23 protein-coding genes are annotated in these 19,680 nt (G+C 65.7%); 10 read left to right on the top strand and 13 right to left on the bottom strand.

All coding sequences use genetic code 11. The annotated features are described in order from the left end of the window. Positions 1 to 100 precede the first annotated feature (100 nt). Positions 101 to 523, top strand: a complete 423-nt coding sequence (gene ndk / locus PF049_11535; protein WBY16215.1) for a nucleoside-diphosphate kinase — start codon at positions 101 to 103, stop codon at positions 521 to 523. 96 nt (positions 524 to 619) lie between these two features. Further along, positions 620 to 1,054, top strand: a complete 435-nt coding sequence (locus PF049_11530) for a nuclear transport factor 2 family protein (protein WBY16214.1) — start codon at positions 620 to 622, stop codon at positions 1,052 to 1,054. Here the strand turns inward: PF049_11530 and purN are convergent. Next, the gene (purN, locus tag PF049_11525) at positions 1,020 to 1,994 is read right to left on the bottom strand and encodes a phosphoribosylglycinamide formyltransferase (GenBank protein ID WBY16213.1); all 975 of its coding nucleotides are present in this window, start codon (positions 1,992 to 1,994) and stop codon (positions 1,020 to 1,022) included. The two genes, PF049_11530 and purN, sit on opposite strands and share 35 nt — an antisense overlap. Continuing rightward, a complete protein-coding gene (gene purM, locus PF049_11520; GenBank protein WBY17915.1) occupies positions 1,987 to 3,105 on the bottom strand; it encodes a phosphoribosylformylglycinamidine cyclo-ligase in 1,119 nt (372 codons plus the stop codon). The genes purN and purM overlap by 8 nt, the downstream gene beginning before the upstream one ends. Before the next feature lie 69 nt (positions 3,106 to 3,174). On the opposite strand from purM, the gene PF049_11515 reads away from it, so the two are divergent. The 4 genes from PF049_11515 (at position 3,175) to PF049_11500 (ending at position 6,268) form a co-directional block, all read left to right on the top strand. Continuing rightward, positions 3,175 to 4,485 carry a heavy-metal-associated domain-containing protein gene (locus PF049_11515; protein WBY16212.1) on the top strand — a complete coding sequence of 437 codons (1,311 nt, stop codon included), beginning with the start codon at positions 3,175 to 3,177 and terminating at the stop codon, positions 4,483 to 4,485. A gap of 11 nt (positions 4,486 to 4,496) precedes the next feature. Further along, a complete protein-coding gene (locus PF049_11510) occupies positions 4,497 to 5,117 on the top strand; it encodes a DnaA/Hda family protein (GenBank protein WBY16211.1) in 621 nt (206 codons plus the stop codon). A gap of 63 nt (positions 5,118 to 5,180) precedes the next feature. Then, positions 5,181 to 5,915 carry a serine O-acetyltransferase gene (locus PF049_11505; GenBank protein WBY17914.1) on the top strand — a complete coding sequence of 245 codons (735 nt, stop codon included), beginning with the start codon at positions 5,181 to 5,183 and terminating at the stop codon, positions 5,913 to 5,915. Further along, a complete protein-coding gene (locus tag PF049_11500) occupies positions 5,915 to 6,268 on the top strand; it encodes a DUF2794 domain-containing protein (protein WBY16210.1) in 354 nt (117 codons plus the stop codon). Before PF049_11505 ends, PF049_11500 begins: the two co-directional genes overlap by 1 nt. Positions 6,269 to 6,389: 121 nt before the next feature. Here PF049_11500 and PF049_11495 read toward each other — a convergent pair whose 3' ends face one another. Together PF049_11495 and PF049_11490 are read right to left on the bottom strand one after the other, a co-directional pair. Then, positions 6,390 to 7,319 (bottom strand): SDR family NAD(P)-dependent oxidoreductase, encoded by a 930-nt coding sequence (locus tag PF049_11495; GenBank protein ID WBY16209.1) that lies wholly within the window; start codon positions 7,317 to 7,319, stop codon positions 6,390 to 6,392. Positions 7,320 to 7,469: 150 nt separating this feature from the next. Beyond that, positions 7,470 to 8,144: an HAD hydrolase-like protein gene (locus PF049_11490; GenBank protein WBY16208.1), complete on the bottom strand. Its 675-nt coding sequence runs from the start codon at positions 8,142 to 8,144 to the stop codon at positions 7,470 to 7,472. Positions 8,145 to 8,218: 74 nt separating this feature from the next. Here PF049_11490 and glmU point away from each other — a divergent pair, with 74 nt between their 5' ends. Next, positions 8,219 to 9,577: a bifunctional UDP-N-acetylglucosamine diphosphorylase/glucosamine-1-phosphate N-acetyltransferase GlmU gene (gene glmU / locus PF049_11485; protein ID WBY16207.1), complete on the top strand. Its 1,359-nt coding sequence runs from the start codon at positions 8,219 to 8,221 to the stop codon at positions 9,575 to 9,577. Then, positions 9,574 to 10,164, top strand: coding sequence for a hypothetical protein (locus PF049_11480; protein WBY16206.1), 591 nt, complete (start codon positions 9,574 to 9,576; stop codon positions 10,162 to 10,164). The genes glmU and PF049_11480 overlap by 4 nt, the downstream gene beginning before the upstream one ends. Before the next feature lie 79 nt (positions 10,165 to 10,243). Here PF049_11480 and PF049_11475 read toward each other — a convergent pair whose 3' ends face one another. The 7 genes from PF049_11475 to PF049_11445 form a co-directional block, all read right to left on the bottom strand. After that, positions 10,244 to 10,501, bottom strand: coding sequence for an ATP synthase F1 subunit epsilon (locus tag PF049_11475; protein WBY16205.1), 258 nt, complete (start codon positions 10,499 to 10,501; stop codon positions 10,244 to 10,246). Positions 10,502 to 10,528: 27 nt separating this feature from the next. Continuing rightward, on the bottom strand, positions 10,529 to 11,986 hold the full coding sequence (gene atpD, locus PF049_11470) for a F0F1 ATP synthase subunit beta (protein WBY16204.1): 1,458 nt from the start codon (positions 11,984 to 11,986) through the stop codon (positions 10,529 to 10,531). Positions 11,987 to 12,043: 57 nt separating this feature from the next. After that, complete coding sequence (locus PF049_11465; GenBank protein ID WBY16203.1) at positions 12,044 to 12,382, bottom strand: hypothetical protein; 339 nt, start codon at positions 12,380 to 12,382, stop codon at positions 12,044 to 12,046. Positions 12,383 to 12,447: 65 nt separating this feature from the next. Further along, positions 12,448 to 13,320 (bottom strand): F0F1 ATP synthase subunit gamma, encoded by an 873-nt coding sequence (locus tag PF049_11460; GenBank protein WBY16202.1) that lies wholly within the window; start codon positions 13,318 to 13,320, stop codon positions 12,448 to 12,450. A gap of 9 nt (positions 13,321 to 13,329) precedes the next feature. Further along, positions 13,330 to 13,623 carry a putative quinol monooxygenase gene (locus PF049_11455; protein ID WBY16201.1) on the bottom strand — a complete coding sequence of 98 codons (294 nt, stop codon included), beginning with the start codon at positions 13,621 to 13,623 and terminating at the stop codon, positions 13,330 to 13,332. Positions 13,624 to 13,630: 7 nt separating this feature from the next. After that, positions 13,631 to 15,160 (bottom strand): F0F1 ATP synthase subunit alpha, encoded by a 1,530-nt coding sequence (atpA, locus tag PF049_11450; protein ID WBY16200.1) that lies wholly within the window; start codon positions 15,158 to 15,160, stop codon positions 13,631 to 13,633. An 11-nt stretch (positions 15,161 to 15,171) separates the two neighbouring features. After that, positions 15,172 to 15,726 (bottom strand): F0F1 ATP synthase subunit delta, encoded by a 555-nt coding sequence (locus PF049_11445; GenBank protein WBY16199.1) that lies wholly within the window; start codon positions 15,724 to 15,726, stop codon positions 15,172 to 15,174. Positions 15,727 to 15,922: 196 nt separating this feature from the next. Between PF049_11445 and PF049_11440 the strand changes: the two genes are divergently transcribed. Continuing rightward, on the top strand, positions 15,923 to 16,750 hold the full coding sequence (locus PF049_11440) for a TauD/TfdA family dioxygenase (GenBank protein ID WBY16198.1): 828 nt from the start codon (positions 15,923 to 15,925) through the stop codon (positions 16,748 to 16,750). 28 nt (positions 16,751 to 16,778) lie between these two features. On the opposite strand, the gene PF049_11435 is transcribed toward PF049_11440, so the two are convergent. Next, the gene (locus tag PF049_11435) at positions 16,779 to 18,404 is read right to left on the bottom strand and encodes a trypsin-like peptidase domain-containing protein (protein WBY16197.1); all 1,626 of its coding nucleotides are present in this window, start codon (positions 18,402 to 18,404) and stop codon (positions 16,779 to 16,781) included. Between the two features lie 78 nt (positions 18,405 to 18,482). On the opposite strand from PF049_11435, the gene PF049_11430 reads away from it, so the two are divergent. Next, complete coding sequence (locus tag PF049_11430) at positions 18,483 to 19,535, top strand: methylated-DNA--[protein]-cysteine S-methyltransferase (protein ID WBY16196.1); 1,053 nt, start codon at positions 18,483 to 18,485, stop codon at positions 19,533 to 19,535. A 12-nt stretch (positions 19,536 to 19,547) separates the two neighbouring features. Here the strand turns inward: PF049_11430 and PF049_11425 are convergent, their stop codons facing one another. Then, the gene (locus PF049_11425; GenBank protein WBY16195.1) at positions 19,548 to 19,679 is read right to left on the bottom strand and encodes a hypothetical protein; all 132 of its coding nucleotides are present in this window, start codon (positions 19,677 to 19,679) and stop codon (positions 19,548 to 19,550) included. Position 19,680 lies beyond the last annotated feature (1 nt).

Here is a 19,680-nt window from a genome sequence, read left to right as displayed (position 1 = left end):
GTGCGCCATTCGCCAAGAACGCTTGCCCGAATGGCGCCCCGGCGCTAATGGCGCGGCCCATATCTCCCCCGACAATTCAACCAAGCCCAAGGAAATACTCATGGCGGTTACCCGCACCTTTTCGATCATCAAGCCCGATGCCACGCGCCGCAACCTGACCGGCGCCGTCACCAAGATGCTGGAAGAAGCCGGCCTGCGCGTCGTCGCTTCCAAGCGTATCCACATGTCGAAGGAACAGGCCGAAGGCTTCTACGCGGTCCACAAGGAACGCCCCTTCTTCGGTGAACTGGTCGACTTCATGATCAGCGAGCCGGTCGTCGTGCAGGTGCTGGAAGGCGAAGACGCCGTGACCCGCAACCGCGACATCATGGGCGCAACCAACCCCGCCGAAGCGGACGAGGGCACCATTCGCAAGACCCACGCGCTGTCCATCGGCGAAAACACGGTCCATGGTTCCGACTCGGAAGAAAATGCCGCTACGGAAATCGCGTTCTTCTTCGACGACAGCGAAATCGTCGGCTGATTGGCCGGACAGCATATCAAACGATATAGGGGGAATGGCGGAAATCCGCCGTTCCCCGCATTCGCGTGAACGCAGCCTTTCTGCTAGGTTCTCCTCATGTTCGGGAGGTCCAGGAAAGAGAAGGCGAAGCGCATCATCGCGGCTGTCACAGGCGGCGATGTCGAAGCCGTGCGCCGGCTTGTGACCGAGGATTTCGTCTTCGTCGATTCAAGGCAGGTCGAACTGCGCGGCCGGGATACCTTCCTGCAATTCGTCGAACGCTTTGCAAAACTCGATCTGGATGTCCGGATCGAATATGGCGAACTTGGCGTGTCCGGTGACCAGATCCTGATGTCGGGCGACCAGACGGCCCGCGACGAACGCCTCACCTGCCGGATCCAATGGCAGATCAGTTTCCGCCGGTCGCGCGTCTGCCGCATCCAGACGTTTCGCGGTGACGAGCCCGTTTCGATCGTTCGCGCAGTCGAGAAATACGGCGACGGTCCGCACCCCTCCGTCAATACGCCTCAGGCTCCCGCCCGGGCTGTGTAGCCGCGAGCCGTTTGGGCGCGACGCTGCGCCAGCTTCGCTCCAGCCAGTATTCGACCTGGCTCCAGTCCACATCGGCGCGGTTCAGCACGATGCCCACCCACCCGCTCGCGCCGTAATAGGCAGGCTTGTAGAACGTGGCCGGGTCGCGTTCGCACAACTGCGCCAGCTCTTCCTGCCCGCTGGTCTTCGCCAGGACCGCGATATGCTGAACCCCGTGATGGCGATCGCTAAAATGGGCGAAGAACTTGCCCGACTTGCCCGCCAGCTTGAAGGCAGGTGAGCCGTGACTGGTCGTTTGCTCCGTCCCCGGCAGGGCGAGAGCAAGCGCGGCAACCCGTTCCAGCAGGTAATCGGCATCGTACCCGCGCGACACGTATTCCGACAGCACGCGGGGATAGAGCTGGTGCTCGGCAATCTTCACCCGGCGTGCGAGCGTATCGGGCGTGTCGTCCGCGCCGATGGCGACGCGTACCTGTCCCAGAACCTCGCCGGCGTCCAGTTCCGGAATGACAAGGTGCACCGATGCCCCGCCATGCGTGTCGCCGGCCGCAATCGCGCGCGCATGGGTGTCGAGACCCGGATAGAGCGGGAGGAGAGAGGGATGGATGTTCAGCATCCGGCCTTCCCATTTACGCGCCATCTCGTCACCCAGGATGCGCATGTATCCGGCCAGTGCGACATGGGTCGCGCCCGCGTCCCTGATCTCTGCGTCCATCGCGGCGTCGTGATCGGCCCGTGTCATGCCCCGGTGGGAAAGCGCGAAGGTCGGGATGCTCTCTGCCCCGGCAAGCGCCAGCGCCCCGGCCTCGGGGTCGTTGCTGGCGACCAGAACGATTTCGTAGGCGGCACCGGGCAAGCGGCTGGCATAGAGCAATGCGGCCATGTTCGTGCCGGTCCCGGAGACCAGCACCGCCACCTTCGCCCGGGGATTGTCAGCCAAGATGCGTCGCTTCCCACGCTGCGCCTGCGGACCACGTGCCCTCGCTCCCGCGGACGGTGCAACCGGACTGCCCCTCCACGATCTCGCCGATCCGCACCACCGTCTCGCCGGAGCCGGACAGGCGCTGCGTCACGGCATCCACATTGGCCGGCGTAACGGCGAGGACCATGCCGATGCCGCAATTGAAGGTGCGGGCCATTTCTTCAGGCGCGATGCTGCCCTGTTCCTGCAGGAACGCCATCAGGCCGGGCTGCTGCCAGGCGTCCGCATCGACGACGGCATGGGCATTGGCGGGCAGGACGCGGGGGATGTTCTCCAGCACGCCGCCGCCCGTGATGTGGGCCAGCGCATCGATCTCGCCTGCGCGGATCGCAGGCAGCAGGCTGGCCACGTAGAGGCGCGTCGGCGCGAGCAGCGTGTCGATCAGCGCGCGCTCTGCATCGAACGGGGCGGGCGCTGCCAGATCCCAGCCCTTGTCCGCAGCCAGCCGCCGGACGAGCGAGAAACCGTTGGAATGCACGCCGGAGGACGCGAGGCCCAGCAGGACATGGCCGGGGGCCACACGCTGGCCGGTCAACTGCTCGCCGCGCTCCACCGCTCCGACGCAGAACCCGGCGAGGTCGTAATCGCCCGGGGCATACATGCCGGGCATCTCTGCCGTTTCCCCGCCGATCAGCGCGCAGCCACTTTCCTTGCAGCCGCTGGCGATGCTGGCGACCACACGCTCCGCCACGCCGTTTTCCAGTTTTCCGGTCGCGAAATAGTCGAGGAAGAAAAGCGGTTCCGCGCCCTGCACGATCAGGTCGTTGACGCACATCGCGACGAGGTCGATTCCCACCCCTTCATGCCGGTCGTGGTCGATGGCGAGCTTCAGCTTGGTCCCGACGCCGTCATTCGCGGCAACGAGAAGCGGGTCCGTGTAGCCAGCCGCCTTCGGATCGAAAAATCCGCCGAAGCCGCCGATTTCCGCGCCTGCACCGGGGCGGGCGGTCGCCTTTACCAATGGGCCGATCGCCTTCACCAGGGCGTTGCCGGCCTCGATCGAGACCCCTGCCTGCGCGTAGGTGTAGCCGTCCTGGCGGCTTTGCTTGTCTGGATTGTCCCCGGTCATGTCCACGCCCATACGCATTCGCGCTTGGAATCGCACGGCCCTTTCGGCAAAAGGCTGGCGATTTTCCCCATGACACGGTCCATCGCCCTTCCATCCGTCCCGATGACGCCCCGACTGCGAGCCTTCGCGCTTGCCGGGCTGTCCGCGATGGCCGTGGCCGGCATTGTCGCGGCGAGCTGGGGTCCGGGCTTCGTCAACGCGCAGGTAGAGGGCGACCGCGGCATTTCCGCGGTGGTGGCGAGCAACGATATCGATGTGGGCGGGATCGAGGTCGACGTGACCGGCGATTCACCGGAAGATGCGCGCAGCGAAGGCTGGCGAGTGGCGCAGCGCGAGGCTTGGGCCAAGATCGGCGGCCCGACGCTATCCGATGGCCAGTTGCAATCGCTCGTTTCCGCCATCGTGATCGAGCGTGAGCGTGTCGGTCCCCGGCGCTATGTCGCCACGCTGGGCGTCATTTTCGACCGGGCGCGCGCCGGCGGTTACCTAGGACGCGGCGACCGGCGCGCCCGTTCCGCGCCGCTGCTGCTGCTGCCGATGACGGTTACCGGCGGATCGCAGCTGATCTACGAACAGCGCAATCCATGGCAGCGCGCATGGGCGGAATACCAGGCCGGATCCAGCCGGATCGACTATGTCCGTCCGTCGGGCGCGGGCGGCGATTCCCTGCTGATTACCGCGGGCCAGTTGAACCGGCGCAGCCGAGCATGGTGGCGCAATATCCTGAACCAGTTCGGCGCATCGGACGTGATCGTTGCCATTGCCAGGCTGGACCACGAATATCCCGGCGGCCCCGTTAGCGGGCACTTCATTGCACGCCACGGTCCCGACAACGAGTATCTCGATAGCTTCACCCTGCGCGTCGGCAATCCGCGGCAGATCCCGGCCATGTACGAACAGGCGATCGAGCGGTTCGAGACGATCTACGAAAAGGCGCTGGCCGACGGCGTGCTGAAGCCCGATCCCACGCTCAACCAGACCGGCGGGCGCATCGATCCCGCGATCCAGCAACTGATCGATGCCGGCCGGCGGGCAGAGCAGGAAGCCGCCGCCACACGCCGCGCGGCAAAGGCTGCGCGCAACCGGGAAGCGCAGGCGGATACGCCTTCGGACGAACCGACAGCGGCGCCGGAACCGGTAGCCGCCGCGTCCTATGTCGTCTATTTCGCGACGCCCGATGCGGGCTCTATCGACGCCTCGCTGGCCGGGGTCCGCTCCACTCCGGGCGTGCGCGGCGCGGCGACGACCTCGCTGGCCATCGGGGGCACATCGGTGATGAGCGTGACCTATACGGGATCGCTGTCCGAACTGGCAGCGGCGCTGCGGGGCCGCGGCTTTGCGGTTACGCAGGGTTCGAACGCGCTTTCCGTCAGGCGCTAGGCCGGCGGCTGATGGCTGCCCCTTCCCAGATCGCGCTCCCGCTTGCGCCCGGCGCCGACGGACAGGCCGACCGGATCATCGTCGGGTCCGCCAACCGCAAGGCCGTCGATGCGCTGGCCGATCCCTCGGCCTGGCCCTACCGCACCGCCATCCTCACCGGACCTGCACGCTCGGGCAAGTCGCTGCTGGCGCGCTGGTTCGAACTGGCGGGGAAGGGCGCGGTTATAGACGGCGCGGATACAATCGACGAAACGGAGCTGTTCCACCGCTGGAACCGGGCGCAGGAAGAAGGCGAGGCGTTGCTCCTGGTCGCCGGGGACGAGGCGTGGGACATTGCGCTGCCCGACCTCAGGTCCCGTCTCGGCGCAGCGCTTCACATCGGCATCGGCCAACCCGACGATGCCATGCTGGCGGAGCTGATCGAACTGCACGCGGCGCGCCATGGCTTGGCATTGGGCGAGGGCGCTCTTACCTATCTCGTGCCGCGCGTAACCCGCAGCTTTGCCGAGATAGAGCGGGTAGTGGCAACGATCGACCGGCTGAGCCTCGAGCGCAAGGCACCGCCGACCATGGGCATCTGGCGCGACGCGCTGGAGGCCGTGCAGGGCCCCGAACAGGCCCGCCTGTTGTGAGGTCCTGCGGCGCAGCTTGCGCCGGGGGTGAAAAAGTGGGAGATTCCGGAGGATGAGACGCCCATGCTGAATGGCCTGATCCGTTATCTGGACTCGGTTCGCGCGCGCGATCCGGCCCCGCGCTCGCGCTGGGAAATCCTGCTGTATCCCGGCGTGCTCGCCCTTGGCCTGCACCGCGTGGCGCACTGGCTGTTCGAGGCGAAGCTGTATTTCCTCGCCCGCTTCGTGAACCATTTCTCCCGCTTCCTGACCGCGATCGACATTCATCCCGGCGCGAAGATCGGGAAGAACCTGTTCATCGACCACGGCTTTACCGTCATCGGGGAAACCGCCGTGATCGGCGACGATGTGACCATCTACCAATGCGTGACGCTTGGCGGGACGAACCCCACCAACGGCATTGGCGGCAAGCGGCACCCGACCATCGGCGACAGCGTCATCATCGGTTCCGGCGCGCAGGTCATCGGCCCCATCACGGTGGGCCGCCGCGCGCGTATCGGGGCCAATGCGGTCGTCACCGACGAAGTGCCGGAAGGCGCGACGATGATCGGGCTGAAGGCGCGCAGCACGCTGATCCCGGCCGAGGAATGGCTGCGCGAATTCCTCCCCTATGGCACGCCCTGCGACGATCCGTGCGAAGAGCAGTTCGGGGAGAAAGTCGCCGAGGGCAGTCGCCGGGTCGAGGTTATGGAGGCCGACCTCGCCGCCTTGAAGGCGGAGCTGGAGGCGCTGAAGGCCGAACGCCTGCCGCCACCAGCCGATGGGGGCATCGGCCGCCGTAGCGGGACTGCCGACTGATGGTACCCAGCCCCGGCGCAAAGATTGTCGCCTTCCCTGCCGCCCGCGCAAACCAGGTCGGTTTCCAGCGCGACGAATTGCAGCGCATCCTCGACCTTTACGGCCGCATGGTCGCAGCCGGCGAATGGCGCGACTACGCAATGGATTTCACGAAGGATGCCGCCATCTTCGCAGCCTTCCGCCGCGCGGCGGAACGCCCGCAGGCGCGGGTGGAGAAACGACCGTCGCTGCGCAACCGGCAGGGGATGTGGACCCTGTTCGGCGAGCATGGCCAGGTGCTGAAGCGCGGGCACGACCTCGCCGGCGTTCTGGCCCCGATGGAACGGCGCCTGCTGAAAGCGGTCGACGACTAGGCCTGTAACAAGGCGCAGCACTGCGAACGCGTTGCCGCCACGAAAAAGGCCCGCGCTCCCTTCCAGGGGGCACGGGCCTTTCTCTTTAAGTGGGTCCCTGCCGGTCAGGAACCGGCGGGCCTCAGCCCCGTGCGCTGTCGGGACCGGTGCCGGTCACCTTCTGCATGGCGGTCAGGATCGCGCCCGACTGCTCGTTACCGGATTTCGGCGCCTTGAGGTTGGAGAAGTCGCTGATCTTGTCCCAGTTCTCGGCGAAACCTTCGACCGTACGCTCGCCGTCGGGCAGCCAGACGGCGTCGTTCATCACGGTCCAGCTGGAGTGGAAGCCACCGGCGCCTGCGCCGACGATGGCGTTGGACGGGCTGTCTTCACTCACCAGGAACAGCGCAGCGGGGACGACATTGACCGGGTCGAACAGCTTGAACGCTTCTTCGGGGAACAGGTCCTGCGTCATGCGCGTGCCGGCGACGGGCGACAGGGTGTTGACCTTGATGTTGTACTTCGCACCTTCGAGATACAGCGTCTTCGTCAGGCCGGCGAGGCCCAGCTTGGCCGCGCCGTAATTCGCCTGGCCGAAATTGCCGAACAGGCCAGTGCTGCTGGCGGTCATCAGGATGCGGCCATAGGCCTGCTCTCGCATGGTTTCCCACACGGCCTTGGTGGCGAACGCGCTGCCGGTCAGGTGGACCTTGACCACGAATTCGAAGTCTTCCGGGCTCATCTTGGCGAAGCTCTTGTCGCGCAGGACGCCGGCATTGTTGATCAGGACGTGGACGCCGCCCCACTTCTGCTTGGCATCGGCGACCATCTTTTCCATCTGGTCGAATTCGGTGACGCTGCCGCCATTGGCCATGGCTTCGCCGCCGGCCTTTTCGATTTCCTCGACAACCTGCGCCGCCGCGTCGGAAGAACCGGTTCCGTCGCGCGAACCGCCCAGGTCGTTGACGACGACCTTCGCACCGCGGCGGGCGAGTTCGAGGGCGTATTCCTTGCCCAGGCCGCCGCCTGCGCCGGTGACGATGGCGACTTTGTCTTTGAACGAAATGCTCATGGGGTGTCTCTCCACTTGAGGGTGATAAATGGCTTGAGCGCGTGCCTTACGCACACGTCAATCGCCGGCACGGGTGGCAGGTTCCATGCTGCGTTGCAACAGCGGAAAGACGGGGCCTGCTTGCCGTAAGGTCAGGCCGCGCGGGGCGTGTTACAATGCTTCAAGCGCGGGCAACAAATCCTCGAATCGCTCGATTACGGCGTCCGCCCCCAGCTCGGCTGGCGGCTTGTCGCAATAGCCATAGGCTGCCGCGACGACCGGCACGCTTGCCGCCTTCGCCGCGTTCACGTCGTATGTGCTGTCCCCGACAAAGGCGAAGCGGGCATCCGGTGCGCCGCACGCGCGCCGCGCCTCGATCACCGGGTCGGGCCTGGGCTTCGCATTGCCTTTCCCCATCGTATCGCCGCCGATGATGGCGACGAAGCGGTCCGCCATGCCAAGCTGGGTCAGGACAGAGCGGGCGAACGCTTCGAACTTGTTGGTCACGACGGCCATGGTCACGCCCTTGGCCGCCAGCGTGTCGAGCGTTTCCAGCACGCCCGGATAGGGCCGGGAATGGACCGCGTTGTTGTCGGCGTAAAAGGCCAGCATCTGCTTGTAGAGCGCATGGAATTCGTCGTCCGCCATGCCGCCCTGCCGGTCCACCGCGCGTTTCAGCATGATCTTCGCGCCCCCGCCGATCAGGTCCTTGCTGCTGTCCACGGGCACGGGCGAGAAGCCGCCGGCTTCCAGCGCGTGGTTCACCGCCGCCCCCAGGTCGCGGAAGGTGTCCAGCAGCGTGCCGTCCAAATCGAAGCCGATTGCGGCGAAAGGAAAATCGTTCATGCGCGCTGGCCTGACGCAAGCTTCTTCATTCCGCAAGGAAAGGGTGGCAAAGGGAGCAAAATTCAGGAGTTCGCATGACCGATTTCGCCGCCGTCATCCTCGCCGCGGGCAAGGGCACCCGCATGAAAAGCGACCTGCACAAGGTTCTGCACCCGATTGCCGGGCGCTCCATGCTGCATCACCTGATGGCCTCGGTCGACACGCTGTCACCGGCACGCAAGCTCGTCGTCGTCGGGGCCGGGCGCGAACAGCTGGAGGCGGCGCTGGGGGACGATGCGCAGACCTGCCTGCAGGAACCGCAGCACGGCACGGGCCACGCGGTGCAGCAGGCGCGCGAGGCGCTGTCCGGCTTCACCGGCGCGGTGCTGGTCATGTATGGCGACGTGCCCTTCGTGCGGCCGGAAACGATGCAGGCCATGCTCGACCGACTGGAGGAAGGCGACGCCCCCGCCGCGGTCGTCCTGGGCTTCGAGCCGGAGGATGCGGGCGCCTATGGCCGGGTGCTGACCGATGACGAAGGCCGCATCTCCAAGATGGTCGAATACAAGGATGCGAGCGAGGAAGAGCGCGGCTGTACGCTGTGCAATTCGGGCCTGATGGCGGCGAAGGCGGACGACCTGTTCGCGCTGCTCGACCGGGTGGGCAACGACAACGCGCAGGGCGAATACTACCTGCCCGACATCGTGAATATCGCGCTGGCCGACGGTCGGACCTGCGCGGCGGTGACCACCGACAGCCCGGACGAGGTGCAGGGTATCAACAGCCGCGCGGAACTGGCGCGGGCAGAGGCGCAGTGGCAGGACGTGCGGCGCGAGGATGCCATGGCCGACGGGGTCACGCTGAAGGCACCGGAAACCGTGTTCTTCAGTTACGATACGCGGCTGGGCCGCGATGTGGTCGTGGAACCGAATGTCGTCTTCGGTCCTGGCGTCAGGATCGCGGACAAATGCACGGTGCGCGCCTTCAGTCACCTGGAGGGCGCAACGCTGGGCGAGGGCTGCGAGGTCGGCCCCTATGCCCGCCTTCGCCCAGGCGCGGTTCTGGAAAAGGGCGCGAAGGTCGGCAATTTCGTCGAGATGAAGAAGGCGGTGCTGGGCGAGGGCGCAAAGGCGAACCACCTGACCTATCTCGGCGATGCCACGGTGGGTGCTGGCGCGAATATCGGTGCAGGCACCATCACCTGCAATTACGATGGCTATTTCAAATACCAGACGAAGATCGGCGAGCGGGCCTTTATCGGATCGAACAGCGCACTCGTCGCCCCGGTATCGATCGGCGCGGATGCCATCGTCGCGGCCGGCAGCACGGTGACGCGGGACGTGGACGACGGAGAACTGCGGATGGAACGGGCGGAACAGGCGGTAAAGCCGGGCTGGGCCGACAGGTTCCACGACGCGATGAAGAAGAAAAAAGCAGCCGCGGCGAAATCGTGAAGCGGCTCTGCGGCATCGGGGCGGTCCTGGCGCTGGCCGCCTGCAGCGATCCTGGACCGGAAGCTGACCGTGCGGACGCCGCACCGGGCGCAGTCGTGGAAAATGGCGAAGGGGCGGAGCGCCCTGAGCGCGGCATTGCAAAGACGGCCGGTGTCCAGACATCAGTGTCTCAGCAAGTGGCTTGCAGCCAGTCGGAGCAGACGATCTTTTCCTGCGAAACCCCCGGCGGGCGGACCATTGCCGTGTGCGGCAGCGAAGGCGAGGTCCAGTACCGGTTCGGCGAACGCCTGGCGGAGATCGTGCTCACCGGCGGTCGCTTCGCGCAAGTGCCCTATGCCAGCAGCGGCGAGGCGCAGGTCGCGTTTACCAATGGCGAGACGCGCTACATCGTCTTCAGCCGGATCGTCCGGACCAATTTCGAACCGGGGGAGCCGAACCATCCGAAGATCACCGACGGCGTGATGGTGGTTCGCGGCGGCAAGATTATCGCGGAACGGATCTGCAAGGCCGAGACGGTCGACAGCATCGATGTCGCAGCAGGGGAGACTTACGGCGGAGTGTCGCGGGAAATCTTCATTCCGGACTGACCGGCTACGTCCTCATGCCCCCTTTCAGGCGAGAGCGAAGGGCGGCTATCGGGAGAGGCCACAGCCAAGGCCGACTTCCTCAGCCGTCGACATGTTCCGCAAGCACGGTCAGGCCCTTGTCGCCGACCTCGGCAAAGCCGCCGCGCACGGCGATTTCCTCGGGCGCAGCGCCTTCGCTGCGATAGACCTGCACCGCGCCGTCACGAATGACGGACATGAAGGGAGCATGCCCCTCCAGCACGCCGAAATCGCCATCCGCACCGGGAACGACCACCATGTGGACTTCCTCGGAACGGACCTGCTTTGCCGGGGTGACGAGTTCGAAATGGAGGGGCATGTCGCTTGGTTTCCAGTTGCGGAGTGCTTAGGCTTCGTCAGCCATCTTCTTGGCTTTCTCGACCGCCTGGTCGATGCCGCCGACCATGTAGAAGGCGTTTTCCGGCAGGTGGTCGTATTCGCCGTCCACGACTGCCTTGAACGACTTCACCGTGTCTTCAAGCTGGACGAACTCGCCCGGAATGCTGGTGAAGACTTCGGCCACGTGGAACGGCTGGCTGAGGAACTTCTGAATCTTGCGCGCACGGGCGACGGTCAGCTTGTCCTCTTCCGACAGCTCGTCCATCCCGAGAATGGCGATGATGTCCTGCAGCGACTTGTACTTCTGCAGCGTTTCCTGGACCTTGCGAGCGGTCTCGTAGTGCTCCTGGCCCACGACGCGCGGCTCCAGCACGCGGCTGGTGGAATCGAGCGGGTCGACGGCCGGGTAGATGCCCAGCTCCGAAATCGCGCGGTTCAGCGTCGTCGTGGCGTCGAGGTGGGCAAACGAGGTTGCAGGCGCCGGGTCGGTAAGGTCATCGGCGGGAACGTAGATGGCCTGCACCGATGTGATCGACCCCTTGGTGGTGGAGGTGATGCGTTCCTGCAGATTGCCCATGTCGGTCGACAGCGTCGGCTGGTAGCCCACGGCCGAAGGAATACGCCCGAGCAGGGCCGACACTTCCGAACCGGCCTGTGTGAAGCGGAAGATGTTGTCGACGAAGAACAGTACGTCCTGGCCTTCCTCGTCACGGAAATATTCCGCCATGGTCAGGCCCGAGAGAGCAACGCGGGCACGTGCGCCCGGAGGTTCGTTCATCTGGCCGAAGACGAGGGCCACCTTGGACCCTTCGGGCGTTGCGACGCCGTTCGCGTCCTTCTTGATGACCTCTGCATCGAGGAATTCGTGGTAGAGGTCGTTCCCTTCACGGGTACGCTCACCCACGCCGGCGAAGACGGACACGCCGCCGTGACCCTTCGCGATGTTGTTGATCAGTTCCTGAATGAGAACGGTCTTGCCGACGCCGGCGCCGCCGAACAGGCCGATCTTGCCGCCCTTTGCATAAGGGGCGAGAAGGTCGATCACCTTGATGCCCGTTACCAGGATGGCCGCTTCGGTCGACTGGTCGATGAAGGCCGGGGCTTCGGCGTGGATCGGCATCGCCTTTTCCGCGCCGACGGGGCCCAGCTCGTCGATCGGCTCACCGATGACGTTCATGATACGGCCCAGCGTCTTGGGACCGACGGGCACGCTGATCTGCGCACCGGTGTTGATCACTTCGCTGCCGCGCGTCAGGCCTTCGGTCGCGTCCATCGCGATGGTGCGGACGGTGTTCTCGCCCAGATGCTGCGCGACTTCGAGGACCAGCGTGTTGTCGCCGTTCTTCGTTTCGAGAGCGGTGAGGATCGGCGGCAGTTCGCCTTCGAACTGCACGTCGACGACGGCGCCGATGACCTGGGCAATCGTGCCGTTGGTGGTCTGGTTGAGTACGGGTGCGGTGGCCATTGGTTCAGTCCTGCCTGGCAATTGATGGGCGGATAAGGGGCGCTTCAGCGGAAATGGTTACTGGGCGCAAACAGTTTCGGGATCGGAGAGCGTCCACTCGTCTTCGCCCGGGGTGAGAGTTGCGGAATCGCGGAGATATTCATCGTCGCCGAGACCGTATTCGCAGATGACGTCTTCGCTGCCGATGCCGGCGCGCTTGCAGACGGCCGTGTTGACCGATTCCGCTTCGGGGCAGGCTTCTGCAAAAACCGTGGTGAACAGGGCTTGGTCGGGTGCGGGCAGCGTGTTCACCGGCTCGGGCGCGACCGTTTCGGCCGGGGCCGGTTCGGCAGCAGGCTCTTCGCCGCAGGCTGCGAGAAGGAATGCGGGGGCGAGGATGAGGGCTAACTTGGTCACGGTGGTATCTACGTCCTGTAATCTTCGTGTTGGTCGGGCCGTCCCGGGGGAGGGCGGCCCGCTGGTTACAGCGCCTCGGCGCCTGCGATGATTTCGATGAGTTCCGTCGTAATCGCGGCCTGGCGGCTGCGGTTGTACTGGATTGTGAGATCGTTGATCAGGTCGCCGGCATTGCGCGTGGCGTTGTCCATCGCGGTCATCGACGCACCCTGTTCGGACGCCTCGCGTTCCAGCAATGCGCCGAAGATCTGCGTCTTCACATAGCGCGGCAGCAATTCCTCGAGGATTTCTTCCTCGCCGGGCTCGTATTCGACCACGGCATCGCTCGCCGCCGTTTCCTCGGGCGAGGGGACGGGGATCAGCTGGTCGACCGTCGGATCCTGCGCCAGTGCCGACTTGAACACCGGATAGACGAGGTGGGCGACGTCGAATTCGCCTTTCTCGAAGCGTTCGATCAGGTCGTCCGCGATGCCTTCCGCCTCGTCGAAGCCGGGGGTCTTCACTTCGCTGGTGTCGAAATGGCCTTCGATGCGGTCCGCGTAATCGCGGCGGATCGGGGCACGGCCCTTCTTGCCGACGAGGTAGAACTGCACGTCCTTGCCTTCTGCCAGCAACGCCTTCGCCTTGGCCTTGGCAGCCTTCACGATGTTGGAGTTGAGACCGCCGCACAGGCCCTTGTCGGTGTTGACGACGACCAGCAGGTGACGCTTGTCGCTGCCGGTTCCGGCCAGAAGCCGCGGCGCGCTGTCGCCGCCGCCGACCTTGCCCGCGAGCGAGGCCATGACGTCCGACAGACGTTCGGCATAGGGGCGCGCAGCTTCGGCAGCGGCCTGCGCCCGGCGAAGCTTCGCCGCCGCCACCATCTGCTTGGCCTTGGTGATCTTCTGGGTCGATTTGACCGACCCGATCCGATCTTTCAGTTCCTTGAGGCTTGCCATGTCCTGCCTTTAACCTTCCAGCGGCTTCACTTCGACGAGTTCGGGCTCTGCGGCGAGCCAGTTCTCGTATTTCGCGAAGACGTCCTTGGTATAGTCCTGAGCGTGGTGGAAATCGAATGCAGCTCGATCCGCCCACTCCTCGAAAATCATGATCGTGCTCGACCCGTCCGCCGCGCGGCGGGGTTCGAACCGTTCGCAGCCGGCTTCGCCACGGGTCGCGGGCACGATGGCGGCCACCGCTTCGCAGGCGGCCTCCATATGCTCCGGCTTGACCGGGATCGTGGCGAAGACGGTGTAGCTCACTGCGCGATCAGGCGAATTGCTTTGCGAAGGTGTCGAGCGCCTTCACGGTTGCATCCTTGGTGTCGCCTTCGAACTTCTTGCTCGTGCGGATGTCCTTCAGGATGTCGGCATGTTCGTTGCGCATGAAGCTGAGCATGGCGGTTTCGTATTCCGTCACCCGGTCGACCGCGACATTGTCGAGATAACCGTTGGTGCCGGCGAAGATCGAGACGGTCTGCTCTTCGAACGGCATGGGCGAGAACTGCGGCTGCTTGAGCAGTTCCGTCAGGCGCGCACCGCGGTTCAGCAGTTTCTGCGTCGATGCGTCGAGGTCCGAACCGAACTGCGCGAAGGCCGCCATTTCGCGGTACTGCGCCAGCTCCAGCTTGATCGAGCCGGACACCTTCTTCATCGCCTTCGTCTGGGCGGCACCGCCCACGCGGCTGACCGAGAGACCGACGTTAATGGCCGGACGCACGCCCTGGTAGAACAGGTCGGTTTCGAGGAAGATCTGGCCGTCGGTGATCGAGATCACGTTGGTCGGAATGTAGGCCGACACGTCGCCCGCCTGCGTTTCGATGATCGGCAGCGCCGTCAGCGAACCGCCGCCATTGTCGTCGTTCATCTTCGCCGCACGCTCCAGCAGGCGGCTGTGCAGGTAGAAAACGTCGCCCGGATAGGCTTCGCGGCCCGGGGGACGACGCAGCAGCAGGGACATCTGGCGATAGGCCACGGCCTGCTTCGAAAGGTCGTCGTAGACGATGACGGCGTGCATGCCGTTGTCGCGGAAGAATTCACCCATCGCGCAGCCGGTATAGGGCGCGAGATACTGCAGCGGAGCGGGCTCCGACGCGGTGGCGGCGACGACGATCGAGTATTCCATCGCGCCGTTTTCTTCCAGGCTCTTCACGATCTGCGCGACGGTGGAACGCTTCTGGCCCACGGCGACGTAGATGCAGTACAGCTTCTCGCCCTCGTCGTCGCCCTGGTGGGCTTCGCGCTGGTTGATGAAGGTGTCGATGGCAACGGCCGACTTGCCGGTCTGGCGGTCGCCGATGATCAGTTCGCGCTGGCCGCGGCCGACCGGGACGAGGGCGTCGATGGCCTTCAGGCCCGACTGCACCGGCTCGTCGACCGATTTACGCGGGATGATGCCCGGCGCCTTCACCTCGACGCGGCGACGCTCGACATTCTCGATCGGACCCTTGCCGTCGATCGGGTTGCCGAGGGCATCGACCACGCGGCCCAGCAGGCCCTTGCCGACGGGAACGTCCACGATGGTCTCGGTCCGCTTGACGCTGTCGCCTTCCTTGATCTCGGCGTCGGAGCCGAAGATCACGACGCCGACATTGTCGGCTTCGAGGTTGAGGGCCATGCCCTGCACGCCATTGGCGAATTCGACCATTTCACCGGCCTGGACCTTGTCGAGGCCGTGGATGCGGGCGATGCCGTCGCCCACGCTGAGCACGGTACCGACTTCGCTGACTTCGGCCTGGGTGCCGAAATTGGCGATCTGGTCCTTGATGACCTTGGAGATTTCTGCGGCGCGGATTTCCATGGGTTCGTCCTTTAGGCCTTCATGGCTTGTGCAAGAGAATTGAGGCGGGTGCGGATCGAGCCGTCGATGCGCTTCGACCCCAGTGTAACGACGAGACCGCCGAGCAGGTCCGGGTCGACACTGTGCGACAGCTTGACCGTGCGGCCTTCGCGGGCGGTGAGTTTCTGGCGCAGCGTTTCGAGCTGCTCGTCCGTCAGCGCGTGGGCGCTGGTGACCTCTGCGGTGACTTCGCCGCGCTGTGCCGCCGCGATGATGCGGAACGCGCGGATCATGCCGGGCAGGGCCGACAGGCGGCGGTTCTGCGCCAGCACGGCGAGGAACTTCTTCGTGAGGTCCGACAGGCCCAGCACGGTGGCCACGCCTTCGATCGCCTGGCCCTGCTGGGCGCGGCTGATCTGCGGATTGCTGGTGACGGCCCGCAGCTCGCCCGATTCGGCGAGAGCGGCGTCCAGCTTGTCGAGATCGGATTCGACTGCGGTCACGACTCCGTCTTCGGCTGCCAGATCGAACAGCGCGGAAGCATAACGGCCTGGCAGGCTGGCCTGAATACCGGCGGAAATCTCCACTGGGCGAAGTCCTCTCGGAAAAGCGGGAATAACATTGCGAACGCCTGCGCACCGGGCACGGGTGACGTGTCCTTGCGAAGCTGGCGCGCGCCTAGCAGCCCCCCCACCGCGATGCAAGGTGCGAGCGGGGACATCTTCCCTGCCCGAGCGAAAAGGCGTAGGCACAGGGCCGGGATTATACGGGAGGAGAGGACCGATGAAGCTGACCCCGATGGCGCCCCGATGCGGCGTGGAGATTTCCGGCGTGACGCTGGCGCAGGCCGAGGGCGACACGCTCGATTCGATCAGGCAGGCAATCTGGGAACACGGTGTGGCGGTGTTTCGCGATCAGGATTTCTCGCCCGACGATCACATCGCCTTCGCCCGCCGCTGGGGCGGGATCGACGTGAACAATTATTTCCCCCTCCATGGCGAACAGCCGGAAATCGCCATCGTGAAGAAGGAAGCCGACGAGTCGACCAATATCGGCGGGGCGTGGCATACCGACCATTCCTACGACCAGGTGCCGGCCATGGGATCCATCCTGGTGGCGCGCGACCTTCCCCCGCAAGGCGGCGATACCGAATGGGCGCATATGGGCGCGGCCTATGACGCGCTGCCGCAGGACCTGAAGGACGAGATTGAGGAGCTGGAGGCGTTCCATACCGCCGACCATGTCTACAAGGCGGACGGGATCTACGCGAAGACCGACATGGGCAAGAATTTGCGCGGACAGGACCTGAAGACGGGAGCCGTTCACCCGGTGGTGGTCCGCCACCCGCAAACGGGGCGCAAGCTGCTCTACGTCAATGGCAGCTTCACCATCAATTTCGTCGGCCGGACGCGCGAGGAAAGCCTGCCCCTGCTGCAGAAGCTGCTGGATGCGGCGCTGACCGGGGACAACCAGTGCCGCCTCCAATGGCGGCCGGGCACGGTCGCGATCTGGGATAATCGCACGACGTGGCACAACGCGCTGAACGATTACCAGGGCCACCGGCGCGAGATGCACCGGATCACGCTGAGCGGGGAACCACTGGCGGCCTGAGCGCTTCGCAGCCCGCCAGTCCGCCCGCTTATCGGCTGCCGATCTCGCACTGGTAGACCAGCCGTTCGTTGGGCCTTTGCGGCAGGCTGGCGATGACCGCGCCCTGCAGGTCGCCAAGGCGCGAGGATGCCCCCTCGGCCTCGCAGGACGGGGTGGAGTAGGCACCGCGTGCCTCGCGCGCGGCGGCCATGTCGTTCCGGGTCAGCAGGTACCGGTCGACGCGGTAGGTCCGGCTGCCCGGGGCATAGCTGTTGACCGAGACGACCGCTTCCTCGTTCGGGACGAAGACGCGGCTCCATTCGCCGGAGGTCTGCCCGTATTGCGTTCGCCCGTTGACGCAGCCATCCGGGGTCCAGCTGAATTCGACCGTTTCTGCAGGAGCGCCGGTGATGCGGCTTCGCTCTGGCTGGAGGCGGCAGCTCAGCGTGATTTCACCCTCGGGCGTTGCCGGACCTGCCTCGCCGCTATCACCGTCCTGCCCCTCGGCCATGGCGGCGGCGACGCGGCGATCCACCGCGTCGAGACCGGGCCGCGTGAACCAGAGGGCGAGCGCCGCAACCAGCAGGGCAGCGGCCGCGACGGCGAGCGCGATGGCGATGCCGTCGCGCGGCGGGTCGGCTTCGTAGGTGCCCTCATCAATATCGGTGTCCGTCTGGAGGCTCGGGATGCCTTCCCGGCGCGCAGCCGAAGACCAGCGCTGCCAGGCTGCGAAACCGCAGGCCACGCCTGCCAGCAGAAGGACCAGCGCCAGCGCCATACGGTCTTCGCGTTCGGCCTGGACTTCCTGCGTCGCTTCAAGCTGCGCGCGGGCGAGGCGTTCGCGCTGGGCCTCGCTCCTGTCTTCCAGCTCCGCCTGCGCCAGCATCTGCTCGCGCGCGGCCCGTTCGCGTTCCTCCGCATCCAGATCGGCGAGACTGCGGCAGGGGCTGGCATTGACGCGCGGCGAGATGTCCGCTGCCGAGAGGAAAGGAAGCAGCTCGCGGTTGGACACGGCGAAATAAAACTCTCCATCCGCACCTTCGCTGTCCGCCCCGAAACTGTTCACGCCGAGCACGCGGCCACACGCATCCAGCAGCGGTCCGCCCGAATTGCCCCGCGCGATGGGCGCTGTATGCAGCAGCGTGTCGAATTCGCGGCTGGGCCGCTCGCCCGACAGGAAGCCCCGGCTTTTCACCGGCGGCTGGCTGCGGATGATGTCGCCGATGTCGAGGCCCTGCGCGCGGTCGACATTCATGGGATAGCCCACCGCCGTCGCCTCGCCGCTGCCCGGGCGCTGTCCGGCCAGCGTCAGGGGCGGCAGGCGCAGGTCGCCGGTAATCTCGATCAGGGCGAGGTCGGCGCGCGGGCTGAAATGGACGAGCCTGGCATAGGTGCTTTCCGCCCCGTCGCCCGGCACGATGCCGATGCGAAGCTCCGGATCGGCCTGCGCCTGCATCACGACATGGGCATTGGTCACGATCTGCGTCGGACTGACCGCAAAGCCCGTCCCGTGGCTGATCGGGCGCGGTGCGTCATCGGGGTAGCCCTCCGTCCCTTCCAGGATGACGACACGGACCACGCCGCGCGCCGCAGCTTCGATATCGGCAGGCTCTGCCAGCGCCGGGGCCAGTGGCGCGGCCAACAGGATCGCGAACAGCGCGAAAAGTCTTTTCATGCCCCCGCTTCTATCGCCGCGCGCTTTGACCGCAAGCTTCGGGATGCCACGCGTGTCTCGCTGCGCTAGGGAAGGGGCATGACGCAGGACACGCATGAACAGGCCGAAACGGACGATGCGCGCTGGGCCGCCGTACTGCGCCGCGACCGAGCGATGGACGGCCGGTTCGTCACCGGCGTGCTGTCGACGGGTATCTATTGCCGCCCGTCCTGTGCCGCGCGCCATCCTGCGCGCAGGAATGTGCGCTTCTTTGACGGTGGAGCGCAGGCGCGCAAAGCCGGCCTGCGCGCCTGCAAGCGCTGCCTGCCCGACGACGTCGCCCGTAACGAGGCCGCCGTGCTGGCGGCCCTCGAGACGATCAGGCAATCCCGCTCACGCACGTCGCTGGCGGAACTGGCGGCGGCATCGGGCTATTCCCCCGGCCACTTCCAGCGCCTGTTCAAGCGGGCGACGGGCCTGTCGCCTGCCGCCTATGACCGGGCGTTGAAGGAAGAGCGGGCGAAGGATGCGCTGGGCAAGGCGGAGCGGGTGAGCGACGCAATCTACGATGCGGGCTACGAGGCCCCCAGCCGCTTCTATGCAGCGATGGAGGACAGGATGGGCATGACGGCTAGCGACTGGCGGAACGGCGGCAGGGGCCGCGTCATTCACTGGAGCGTGGTGGATACCAGCATCGCCCCCATGCTGGTTGCCGCGACCGAGATCGGCGTATGCTGTCTCAGCTTCAATGAAGGCGAAGCGGATTTGCGCGCCCGTTTTCCCAATGCCGAACTGCGCGAAGGAAGCGAGGCGTTTCGCAACTTGTTCGAGCGGGTGGCAGAGGCGGTCGAGTGGCCCGGCAGCGGCGCGGACATCCCGCTCGACGTGCGCGGCACGGCCTTCCAGCAGCGTTGCTGGCAGGCCTTGCGCGAAATCCCTGCCGGCGAGACGCGCAGCTACGGCGAACAGGCAGCCATGCTCGGCAATCGGAAGGCAAGCCGCGCGGTCGGCAGCGCCAATGGCGCGAACAATATCGCGGTCCTGATACCCTGCCACCGAGTGGTGCAGGCGGATGGTTCGATCGGCGGTTATGCTTACGGGCCGGAGATCAAGGCCGAATTGCTGAGGCGCGAGGGTGCAGGGGCGGACTGAAGCCGGATACGGTCAGTCTTCTGCCCGTTCATCCTCGATCTGCGCGGCCTGTTTCTCCATCGGGATGTCGAGATGGATGATGGTCCCCGAACTGCCGCGGATCACGTTCAGCTTGCCTTGCAAGCCATCGACCAGTGTCGTCACG

The organism is Erythrobacteraceae bacterium WH01K, assembly GCA_027941995.1.
Classification (GTDB): Bacteria; Pseudomonadota; Alphaproteobacteria; order Sphingomonadales; family Sphingomonadaceae; genus CAJXSN01.
Note: the sequence above shows the minus strand (reverse complement) of the source record. Positions and strands in the feature narration are given on the sequence as shown.